This window comes from Vagococcus sp. WN89Y (assembly GCF_052220145.1).
Taxonomy (GTDB): domain Bacteria; phylum Pseudomonadota; class Gammaproteobacteria; order Enterobacterales; family Enterobacteriaceae; genus Kosakonia.
In genome coordinates, this window is record NZ_JBQPOM010000058.1 from 39,476 (window position 1) to 49,627 (window position 10,152).

General features: G+C 49.1%; 11 protein-coding genes and 1 rRNA gene. 4 read left to right on the forward strand and 8 right to left on the reverse strand.

What is annotated here, in order from left to right:
- Positions 1-30: 30 nt before the first annotated feature.
- Together yihI and ACTU3N_RS16530 are read right to left on the reverse strand one after the other, a co-directional pair.
- The gene (gene yihI, locus ACTU3N_RS16525) at positions 31-528 is read right to left on the reverse strand and encodes a Der GTPase-activating protein YihI (RefSeq protein ID WP_443087213.1); all 498 of its coding nucleotides are present in this window, start codon (positions 526-528) and stop codon (positions 31-33) included.
- A 532-nt stretch (positions 529-1,060) separates the two neighbouring features.
- A complete protein-coding gene (locus ACTU3N_RS16530) occupies positions 1,061-1,426 on the reverse strand; it encodes a hypothetical protein (protein ID WP_443087214.1) in 366 nt (121 codons plus the stop codon).
- Between the two features lie 244 nt (positions 1,427-1,670).
- Between ACTU3N_RS16530 and yihA the strand changes: the two genes are divergently transcribed.
- Complete coding sequence (gene yihA, locus ACTU3N_RS16535) at positions 1,671-2,300, forward strand: ribosome biogenesis GTP-binding protein YihA/YsxC (RefSeq protein WP_443087215.1); 630 nt, start codon at positions 1,671-1,673, stop codon at positions 2,298-2,300.
- A gap of 86 nt (positions 2,301-2,386) precedes the next feature.
- Here yihA and ACTU3N_RS16540 read toward each other — a convergent pair whose 3' ends face one another.
- Positions 2,387-2,434: a spot 42 RNA, inhibition of DNA synthesis gene (locus ACTU3N_RS16540; protein ID WP_071892919.1), complete on the reverse strand. Its 48-nt coding sequence runs from the start codon at positions 2,432-2,434 to the stop codon at positions 2,387-2,389.
- Positions 2,435-2,600: 166 nt separating this feature from the next.
- A complete protein-coding gene (gene polA, locus ACTU3N_RS16545) occupies positions 2,601-5,387 on the reverse strand; it encodes a DNA polymerase I (RefSeq protein WP_443087216.1) in 2,787 nt (928 codons plus the stop codon).
- Between the two features lie 421 nt (positions 5,388-5,808).
- Between polA and ACTU3N_RS16550 the strand changes: the two genes are divergently transcribed.
- On the forward strand, positions 5,809-6,705 hold the full coding sequence (locus ACTU3N_RS16550; RefSeq protein WP_443087217.1) for an acyltransferase: 897 nt from the start codon (positions 5,809-5,811) through the stop codon (positions 6,703-6,705).
- A gap of 15 nt (positions 6,706-6,720) precedes the next feature.
- On the opposite strand, the gene dsbA is transcribed toward ACTU3N_RS16550, so the two are convergent.
- The 3 genes from dsbA to ACTU3N_RS16565 form a co-directional block, all read right to left on the reverse strand.
- Positions 6,721-7,344, reverse strand: a complete 624-nt coding sequence (gene dsbA, locus ACTU3N_RS16555; protein WP_443087218.1) for a thiol:disulfide interchange protein DsbA — start codon at positions 7,342-7,344, stop codon at positions 6,721-6,723.
- Between the two features lie 24 nt (positions 7,345-7,368).
- Entirely contained in the window at positions 7,369-8,355 is a 987-nt protein-coding gene (locus ACTU3N_RS16560) for a serine/threonine protein kinase (RefSeq protein WP_443087219.1), read from the reverse strand.
- A 75-nt stretch (positions 8,356-8,430) separates the two neighbouring features.
- On the reverse strand, positions 8,431-8,700 hold the full coding sequence (locus tag ACTU3N_RS16565) for a YihD family protein (RefSeq protein WP_443087220.1): 270 nt from the start codon (positions 8,698-8,700) through the stop codon (positions 8,431-8,433).
- A 68-nt stretch (positions 8,701-8,768) separates the two neighbouring features.
- Here ACTU3N_RS16565 and mobA point away from each other — a divergent pair, with 68 nt between their 5' ends.
- Positions 8,769-9,353 carry a molybdenum cofactor guanylyltransferase MobA gene (gene mobA / locus ACTU3N_RS16570; protein WP_443087221.1) on the forward strand — a complete coding sequence of 195 codons (585 nt, stop codon included), beginning with the start codon at positions 8,769-8,771 and terminating at the stop codon, positions 9,351-9,353.
- Positions 9,350-9,862, forward strand: a complete 513-nt coding sequence (mobB, locus tag ACTU3N_RS16575) for a molybdopterin-guanine dinucleotide biosynthesis protein MobB (protein WP_443087222.1) — start codon at positions 9,350-9,352, stop codon at positions 9,860-9,862. The genes mobA and mobB overlap by 4 nt, the downstream gene beginning before the upstream one ends.
- A 176-nt stretch (positions 9,863-10,038) precedes the next feature.
- Here mobB and rrf read toward each other — a convergent pair.
- Positions 10,039-10,152: ribosomal RNA gene (gene rrf / locus ACTU3N_RS16580) — 5S ribosomal RNA — on the reverse strand; the annotation flags it as partial.

Below are 10,152 nucleotides of genomic sequence, written 5' to 3' on the forward strand. Positions count from 1 at the left end.
TAAGCAGGACGGGAAGACCCATTGGAGGTATTAATTGCCGCCTTTCAGCAGACGCATCATATCTTCCTTGCCCTCTTCCTCTTCTTCGTCATCATCGTAAGAGAGGCCCAGCGTCTGCATCAGTTCATCGATACGGTCCAGTTTGGCATTGACCCATGTCTGATCTTCAGCACTCAGGGTTTCGCCCTCTTCCAGACGTTCCAGTAGCGCGTCCAGGCGCTCATCCGTTTCCAGCATCTCCAACTCAGCCTGCGGTGAAAGCATAGGTTTCTCGCTCTTAGGTTTGTGCTGCTTATTGACCGGTGTGTCGGTGACACCCAGCGGAATAGGTTTTTTGCTGCCGACGCGCGGATCTTTTTGCGGCTTGCCCTTGCCGGAACCGGAGGCGGCACTGCCGCCGTTCGCACGGCTACCCGAAGCGTGACCACGATGCTTTTTCTCGCGCTTACGGTCGCGGCCTTCCTGGTTCAGTTCTTCGCGTGTTTTACGGCGCACGTTACTGCGCGGATTAGTGGACGGTTTTTTCATGATGGTCGTCTTAAGTCGTTTTCTTGAGTATAGAATTGCGGCGGAATCTAGCAGAAAGCAAGCAAAGAAAAAAGGCGACAGGGTAAACTGTCGCCTTTTTTCTTGACCCTCAACCCATAATGGGTTTTACACTCCATGTTCGCTATCAACGTGCCCTGTTTTTCCCTTAGCGTATAACGTTCCTTGTTTTCGTCCCTGATCCTTATTAAACGTCCTCCGACGTTGTTCCCAGCCTTCGCCTCCTGGCGCTCCCGGCCCTCATTCCTTGAGTCATCCTTCCTTATGCAGGCATCCGGCCTGTGAAATACTTTACTCGTCTTAACAAAAGTAACAAGGAGTTGAACGTCTAAAAGGAACAGTTTCAGAAAATTCTCCCATTTAAACTTATATTTTACAAAGAGTTAATAAATTCACTCTCTGCAAGTTATCTGAAAACTCGCATAGAACGGATAGCGAATGTCTTACATTAATGGGTAATAAACCTGCGCCAATAGCGCGGTCGCGCTGTTTATCGCTCCACGATGTAAATGCTTTATTTGTTGTTGTTCTCAGCTAACATATAGTTCGCGCAGGACAAATGTAACTCAGCTGAATTAATGGCATCTTTGTTGTAAATGTTGTTAACGGCATTCAATAATTGCATTGCACATTTATTAAGTTTTATTACATCTTTATAGGCCGCATTAAATTTATTTTTCTCGGCATGTCGGATAAGTTTATTCGCATAACGCTCTGTTTTGTTATACATTTCAAGCACATTAGCACCTTTATAAACGGCGCTATTTCGAATGGAACCTATAGATCGCAGAAACTTATTCGCTGAATTTGCTATTTCAGAGCCTTCATAAGAAGGTAATGTATGAACACGTTCGGAACGAAAACACGCTAAAATATTCATCTCACAAATACTCCACACGAAAAAACGCTTTATAGCATATAATTTGCACGCTAATTTTTAGAAAACGATTTTATATTCCGCATCACTAATACCCAGGAACTAGTTCTATCAGCTTCAGCAATATATAGCATCTCCCCTCACCCACTACGATGAGCAGCAAAAGCCGCGATAATGGTGAGAAAAACAGCCTTTTGCCGCAGTTCAGGTATAATCGTTCCATGCTTTAAAGATGGAGAGGACCGTTTTGACTAACTGGAATTATCACCAGACGCATTTTGTCACCAGTGCGCCTGATATTCGCCACTTACCCGCCGATACCGGTATTGAAGTGGCTTTTGCCGGCCGCTCCAACGCAGGTAAGTCGAGCGCATTGAATACGCTGACAAACCAGAAAAACCTGGCGCGCACGTCGAAAACGCCGGGCCGTACGCAGCTCATTAACCTGTTTGAAGTGGCCGATGGCAAACGCCTGGTCGATTTACCCGGTTATGGCTATGCCGAAGTACCGGAAGAGATGAAAATCAAATGGCAGCGCGCGCTGGGGGAATATCTTGAAAAGCGCCGCTGCCTGCAAGGCCTGGTGGTGCTGATGGATATTCGCCATCCGCTTAAAGATCTCGATCAGCAGATGATTCAGTGGGCTGTTGAGAGCAATCTGCCGGTGCTGGTGCTGCTGACCAAAGCCGATAAGCTGGCCAGCGGCGCGCGTAAAGCGCAGGTGAATATGGTGCGTGAAGCGGTGATTGCTTTTAATGGCGACGTGCAGGTTGACGCGTTCTCTTCATTGAAGAAGCAAGGCGTGGACAAGCTGTGCGAGAAGCTGGATAGCTGGTTCAATTCTCTTCCACCAGCCGAAGAGGAAACGGGAGAGTAATCTCAGCGCGGCGCTCGCCGCGTTTTTTCTACCCGCCACGCAATAAAAAACGCCCCAGTCAGTGATGACTGGGGCGGCTAAAATATTCAGCCAAATCCGATTACGTGAAGTAAAAGGTCTGAAAGATAGAACATCTTACCTCTGTACCCTACGCGATTAACTTTACTCCCTTTTTAGATCGGGAAAAAGCACTTTTTGTAATTTTTTTTCATTAATTACATAGGGAATTCTAATGATCGTCACAAAATTCCCGCTTGCATGTTGTTTACTTACAGAAAAAGGGCCTTATCCATCCAATGGTTAGTGCGCTTGATCCCAGTTTTCACCGCTTCCGACTTCCACCAGCAAAGGAACATCCAGTTTGGTGCTGTTTTCCATCAACTCATGGATCTTTTTCGCTACCGCGTCGACATCATCTTTATGCACTTCGAACACCAGTTCATCGTGCACCTGCATAATCATACGGACCCGGGGTTTCTCGCTTTGCAACCACGCATCCACCGCGATCATCGCACGTTTAATGATATCCGCCGCGGTACCCTGCATAGGCGCGTTAATCGCTGCACGCTCCGCGCCCGCGCGGCGAGCTGCATTGCTGGATTTAATATCAGGCAAATACAGACGACGCCCGTCGAGCGTTTCTACGTAACCATGCTCTTTGGCCTGCGCACGAGTACGCTCCATATATTCCAGCACGCCAGGATAGCGTTCAAAGTAGAGATCCATATATTTTTGCGACTCTTTACGCGGGATATTGAGCTGGCGTGATAAACCAAAGGCGCTCATACCGTAAATCAGCCCAAAGTTGATAGCTTTTGCGCTACGACGCTGCTCGTTAGAAACACTTTCGAGCGGTAAACCAAACACTTCTGCCGCGGTCGCCCGGTGGATATCTTTCCCCTGCGCAAAAGCAGAAAGCAGACCTTTATCGCGCGAGAGGTGCGCCATAATGCGCAGTTCAATTTGCGAGTAGTCCGCAGAGACAATCAGATAATCTTTCGGCGCGACAAAAGCCTGGCGAATACGACGCCCTTCTTCATTACGCACAGGAATGTTTTGCAGGTTCGGATCGGTCGAAGATAAACGCCCGGTTGCCGTCACCGCCTGATGGTACGAGGTATGCACGCGCCCGGTTTTTGGGTTAATCATCAGCGGTAGCTTATCCGTGTATGTGGATTTGAGCTTCGCCAGGCCACGGTATTCAAGGATCACTTTTGGCAGCGGGTAATCCAGCGCCAGCTCCTCAAGAACCTCTTCCGAGGTAGAAGGTGCCCCGCCGGGCGTTTTCTTCAGCGGTTTAATACCCTGTTTTTCAAAGAGAATCGTTTGTAACTGTTTGGTGGACGACAGATTAAAAGGCTCGCCCGCAATCTCGTGCGCTCTCTTTTCAAGCTCCGCCAGGCGCAACGTTAACTCTTCGGAATGCTTATGCAGCACCGCCGGATCAATGTTGACACCATTACGTTCAATGCGGGACAGCACCGGCACCAGCGGCATTTCAATGCGCTCAAAAACATTGCGCGGCCCGTCATGCTTTTGCAGTTCTTCCCACATTTTGAGATGCAATTGCAGCGTTACATCAGCGTCTTCTGCGGCGTACTGCCCGGCTTGCTCAAGCGCAATCTGGTTAAAGGTCAGCTGATTTTTGCCCTTACCGGCAATTTCTTCGAAGGTGATGGTTTTATGCTTCAACCAGCGCTGAGACAGACTATCCATATCGTGACGGCCCGCCACGCTGTCCAGCGTGTAGGACTCAAGCATGGTGTCATACGCAATACCGCGCAGCTCGATACCGTAGTTTTCCAGCACGCCGCGGTCAAACTTCAGGTTTTGGCCAATTTTGCGAAGGTTTTCATTTTCCAGTAACGGTTTAAGTAATTCCAGAACACGCTCGCGGGGAATTTGCGTCGGCGCATCCAGATAGTCATGCGCGACCGGAACATAAGCTGCAATGCCTGGCTCGATAGCAAATGAGAGGCCGACAAGGTTCGCGTTGATGTTATCCAGGCTATCCGTTTCGGTATCAAAAGCAAACAACGTCGCTTTTTTCAGCTTGTCTATCCAGGTTTGTAGCGTTTTTTCATCAAGAATAGTGACGTAGTGCTCGGCGGAAAGCGACGCAGCAGGAATATCCGGCTCAGCCTCAATAACCACGGTCTCCTGGGGTTTCGCCGACGGTTTGACACCTTTTGCCTGTAACCACTTACCGGCTTCTACATCCGCCGTCCAGCGTTTGAATTCATATTTTCTGAACAACTCAAGCAGCGCATCCGCAGCAGGTTGCTGCACGGATAATTGATCGCAGGTAAGTTCAAGCTCGACATCTGTTTTGATGGTTGCCAGCTGATAAGAGAGATAAGCCACCTCTTTATTCTGCTCAAGTTTAGCCGCCATGGTTTTCGCACCACGGAAGGAGAGCCCGGCGATTTTATCCGCTTCGGCATAAAGCGTATTAAGCCCACCCAACCCTTGCAGCAGCGCCTGCGCAGTCTTCTCACCAACGCCCGGCACGCCAGGGATGTTGTCCGAGGAGTCACCCATCAGCGCCAGAAAATCAATGATAAGCTCTGGCGGGACGCCGTATTTGTTCACGACTTCATCCGGGCCAAGAATGGTGTTAGTCATGGTATTTATAAGAGTGATATTTGGCGTCACCAGTTGCGCCATATCTTTATCACCCGTACTGATGAGTACCGGGCGGCCAGCTTTCTCAGCTTCGCGCGCCAGCGTACCGATCACGTCATCAGCCTCAACACCCGACACCGCCAGCAACGGCAGCCCCATCGCCTTCACCATGGCATGCAGCGGCTCAATTTGCGCACGTAAATCATCCGGCATTGGCGGGCGGTGGGATTTGTAATGTTCAAACAGCTCGTCACGGAAGGTTTTTCCCTTCGCATCAAAAACCACCGCAGCATGTGTTGGTTGATACTGCAATATCAGGCTGCGCAGCATATTCAACACACCATACATTGCCCCTGTCGGCTCTCCTGCACTGTTCGTTAAAGGAGGAAATGCATGATACGCCCGGTAGAGGTAAGAGGAACCGTCAACAAGGATAAGGGGATTTTCTGGGATCTGAACCATGATGTCCGTGCCTGTTTATTAATTTATGGGTAAAGGATGCCACAGACGCAGGGAAAACATGAATTTTTCCCTGCAATTGCCAAAAAGTTTTTACGATCTACGGGATCGTTCGCAGAAACAATCTGTGGATAACTTTGTGCATAGTTTTAGCAAGGCTGGATTTTTGTGCCTTCATAAGGATCTACTTATAATACAAATCATTAAAATTCAAACATTTACAATGAAAAAACTGATCATTGTAAATTTTGCCGAAAATACACACAGTGTGGATATAAGATATGTCGATCGCTTGATGCGTTCGTTTACGGATATCTTTAAGCAGCAAGCTTTACACATTGTTGCTCTCTTTTTTCTGTTAAACTCGGCGCTTTCTATTTTCATTAGGTGCAACTGAAGCACTTAATTTTCTGAATAATTGTTTATGTCACGACTGCTGGCCGTGCTCACGCTGCTCGTGAGTGTTCTGCTAACCATCCTGGTTACTGTTTTCTGCTCCGTGCCGATCATCATCGCCGGGATACTCAAATTGCTGCTTCCGATCCCGGCACTGTGGCGCGCAATCTCGACGTTCTGCAATTTTATGATGTCTTGCTGGTGCACATGCCTAAGCTGGCTGCTACATCTAAACCCAGGTTTAAAGTGGGACATACGTGGTCTTGAAGATCTGAGCAAAACCCACTGGTACCTGGTCGTCTGCAATCATCATAGTTGGGCAGATATCGTGGTGTTATGCGTGCTGTTCCGCAAACATATCCCTGTGAATAAGTATTTTCTCAAGCAACAGCTGGCCTGGATACCATTCCTTGGCCTCGCTTGTTGGGCGCTTGATATGCCTTTTATGCGGCGTTATTCCAGAAGTTATCTACTTAAACACCCTGAGCGACGCGGAAAAGATGTGGAAACTACGCGGCGTTCTTGCGAGAAATTCCGCCATTATCCAGCAACAATCGTGAACTTTGTCGAAGGTACGCGTTTCACCGATGCTAAGCGCCGTGAGATGCGTTCACCTTATCAACACCTGCTGCCGCCGAAAGCCGCCGGTATTGCAATGACGCTGAATGTGCTGGGTAAACAGTTTGATAAATTGCTCAATGTGACGCTCTGCTATCCGGACAACGATCGAAAATCCTTTCAGGATATGCTTAGCGGTAAGCTTACCCGTATCGTCGTGCGCATCGAGCTATTACCTGTCAGTGATGAACTGCGCGGTGATTATCTTAATGATAAGAACTTTAAGCGTGGTTTTCAGCAATGGCTGAATCAGCTCTGGCTGGAAAAAGACAGGCAACTTGATGAGGTAAAAAACGCCGGCCACTGACCGGCGTCCGGGTGATTACTTCTTCTCAACCAGATATTTTACGGTATCAGCATACTGCTGAACAAAGATATCCATGCTGCTGGCATCCATACCTTGTGGATTCAGCTGATATTTACCGTTAACAAACATCGCCGGTACACCTTGCAATTGCAGGTCAGCCGCTGCTTTCTCTTGCTGCGCAACTAACGATTTCACCACAAAGCTGTTCCATGCGGCGTCATACTCTTCACCTTTCACACCCGCTTTGACAAAAACGTCGCGAATATCAGCAGCAGACTGCACGGTCTGCGTTTTCTGAACCGCTTCGAACAGCGGCGCTGTGACTTTATCTTCCACACCCAGCGCCATCGCAACGGCCCATGCCTGCGTCAAATCTTTACCCAACGGCCCAAGGAACTCGACATGGTACTTGGTCATTTTGGTGCCTTCCGGAAGTTTTTGCTTCACGGTATCTGAAACGTGCCAGACACGTTCGAAATCATAGCAATGCGGACAGTAAAACGAGAAGAACTCAAGAACTTGCGGTTCACCGGCAACAGGCTTTTCAAGGGTGACAAATTGCTTCCCCTCGGTGAACTGAGCTGCTGAGGCGCTAAATGCTAAAATCATTCCTGCCAGCGCCAGCCAAATCTTCTTCATGGACTCTCTCCTGATGTGTCACAGTTAATACATAGGTGTTAAAGATAAAGGTGGTTCCTGTAGAACATTCACCTGTTCAAGAAAAATTGATGTCTGCTTACGCCAGTGATCCTCACTGCTCAGCCAGGGGAAATTTTTAGGAAACGCCGGATCGTCCCAGCGGCGAATAATCCACGCCAGATAATAAACCAGGCGCATTGCGCGCAGGGGTTCAATCAGGCCAAGTTCGGCAGTATTAAACCCGCAGAACTCTTCATAAGCTTCAACGATCATCTCCAGCTGCATACGCTGCTCGGCTTTGTCACCATGTAGCAGCATCCATAAGTCCTGCACAGCCGGGCCGTTGCGCGCATCGTCCAGGTCAACAAACATCGGCCCATCACGCCACAGTATATTACCTGCGTGGCAATCACCGTGCAGGCGCAACAAATTGAAGCGGTTATGCCATTGCGCCATTACCGCCTCGATGAGTTTATCTACTGCGCGTAAAAATTCATCTTTTAGCCCGGCGGGGATCAGCGCAGTGGTTTCGAATAGCTGCCGGGGTTCGAGCAAATATTCTTTGACGCCGATATCCGGGCGGTGGGTAAAGCGCTTTTTACTGCCGGTTTGATGCAAGCGCCCCAGATACCGCCCGACCCACTCCATTTGCTCAAGATTGTCTGCTTCAAACTGCCGACCGCCAACGCTTGGGAAGACAGCGAAATAAAAACCATCATGGGTTAGCAGCGTTTGCTGATGAAAGGCAAGTGGTGCGGCAACCGGCACGTCATCGCGCCTGAGATCGAGCGCAAATTCATGCTCTTCTCGTATTTGCTCTGCCGACCATCGCTCAGGACGATAGAACTTCACTACGTAGCGGCGCCGCTCTTCATCCTGAAATTGATAAACACGGTTTTCGTAGCTGTTAAGCGGTGTAAGTCCAGAATCTACCCGAATACCCTGTTCAAACAGCGCATCCATAATGGTATCCGGGTGGAGTGTCTGAAAAGTAAAAGCGTTGCCGGTCATCCTGAGATCCGAAAAAACGAGGAATAATTCAGGATATCATTTTGCAGCGCTTTCGGTGGCGCCGCTTACAAGCTTTTACTCTTTAATTACGCCGCGGGCGCGCAATATTGCGGTTTTGAAATCCTCTTCATAATCTTTTTGGATGCCGGGAATTACCGCATCTTTCGAGGAATCGCGCATTTTCAGGTGATAGATCAGGATGTCGTCGCTTAAATCGACCAGGTCGCCGTCATAACCTGACTCTTTCGCCAGTTTCTGCAAAAATTGCAGTAAATTAAGTTCCGGCTCTTTTTGCCACGCGGGCTGGAGAAGTTCGATAACTTCATTCAGGCGTTTACATTTCATGTATGTGCTCCTTCTCTTGGTGCAGATACGTTAACAGGGTCAAACCCACAATAAAAGAGGCGATATTGGTGGTGCAAAGCAGTGCAGTGACCGGCGTAGTACTGGCTGGCGGAAAAGCCTCACGTATGGGTGGGCAAGATAAAGGGTTGCTGATGCTAAAGGGTAAACCTCTCTGGCAACATGTCGCGCAGAGGTTGGCTCCGCAGGTCGCGAAAGTGGTGATTAGTGCCAACCGTAACCTTGAGGTATATCGTGCCAGTGGCTTGCCGGTCGTGCCAGACTCGTTGGCGGGTTTTCCGGGACCGCTCGCTGGAATGTTATCTGTCATCCAGGAATGTGACGACGAGTGGTTTTTGTTTTGCCCGTGCGATACACCGCATGTGCCTGACAGCCTTGCTCTGCGATTAGGGTCCGCGTGTCAGCACGCTCCGGCAGTGTGGGTGCATGATGGCGAGCGAGACCATCCAGCCGTCGTGTTAATGCATCGACGTCTTGTTCCGTTATTGCAAGCGTACCTGACCCAAGGCGAGCGCAGAGTTAAGATTTTTATGCAGGAAGTTGGCGGTCATTCTGTGGATTTTAGTGATATGAAGTCTGCTTTTGCGAATGTAAATACTCCCGACGACCTGGCTAGCTGGCAGGAGGAGATATGATCCCTTTACTTGCCATCGTCGCCTGGAGCGGTACAGGTAAAACGACACTTCTCAGGCAGTTAATTCCTGCACTTTGCGAGCGCGGGATTCGCCCCGGCTTAATCAAGCATACCCATCATAATATGGACATCGATAAGCCTGGGAAGGACAGTTATGAGTTACGAAAAGCAGGCGCCGCACAAACGCTTGTTGCCAGTTCACAGCGTTGGGCATTAATGACTGAGACACCGGATGAAGCAGAGCTGAACCTGGAATATTTGGTGAGCCGCATGGATGCAAGCAAACTGGATCTGGTGCTGGTGGAGGGGTTTAAGCACGAGGCAGTGGCAAAGATCCTGCTCTGGCGGCGCAATTGTGGGCATCGCATTGAGGATTTAGTGCTTGATGAGCATGTGTTAGCTGTCGCCAGTGATGTTCCTCTGCATATTGCAGTTCCATGCCTTGATTTAAATAATATTGAGCAAATTACTGAGTTTGTGGTGCGCTGGCTAAGAAAAGCCCGCAATTAGTTTTATCTTTTGTTTTCAGGTAAGGCTTTCTGGTTTGGTTGGTTTTTTTATCAGTTGTAGCTGCCGTAGAGAGCGGCCTTGTCTCAGAGAAAGCAGGTAAAGCAGACAACATAAAAACAGAGAAGACAAAAAGCAAAAAACCCCGGCCTTACGGTCGGGGTTTTTCGTTATCTGATGCCTGGCAGTTCCCTACTCTCGCATGGGGAGACCCCACACTACCATCGGCGCTACGGCGTTTCACTTCTGAGTTCGGCATGGGGTCAGGTGGGACCACCGCGCTAGTGCCGCCA

What these genes read in the sequence shown, in the direction of transcription:
- ACTU3N_RS16530 (WP_443087214.1), bottom strand. Translation starts at nt 1,426, where the DNA reads ATGAATATTTTAGCGTGTTTTCGTTCCGAACGTGTTCATACATTACCT.
- ACTU3N_RS16550 (WP_443087217.1), top strand. Translation starts at nt 5,809, where the DNA reads ATGTCACGACTGCTGGCCGTGCTCACGCTGCTCGTGAGTGTTCTGCTA.
- ACTU3N_RS16565 (WP_443087220.1), bottom strand. Translation starts at nt 8,700, where the DNA reads ATGAAATGTAAACGCCTGAATGAAGTTATCGAACTTCTCCAGCCCGCG.
- dsbA (WP_443087218.1), bottom strand. Translation starts at nt 7,344, where the DNA reads ATGAAGAAGATTTGGCTGGCGCTGGCAGGAATGATTTTAGCATTTAGC.
- mobB (WP_443087222.1), top strand. Translation starts at nt 9,350, where the DNA reads ATGATCCCTTTACTTGCCATCGTCGCCTGGAGCGGTACAGGTAAAACG.
- polA (WP_443087216.1), bottom strand. Translation starts at nt 5,387, where the DNA reads ATGGTTCAGATCCCAGAAAATCCCCTTATCCTTGTTGACGGTTCCTCT.
- ACTU3N_RS16560 (WP_443087219.1), bottom strand. Translation starts at nt 8,355, where the DNA reads ATGACCGGCAACGCTTTTACTTTTCAGACACTCCACCCGGATACCATT.
- yihI (WP_443087213.1), bottom strand. Translation starts at nt 528, where the DNA reads ATGAAAAAACCGTCCACTAATCCGCGCAGTAACGTGCGCCGTAAAACA.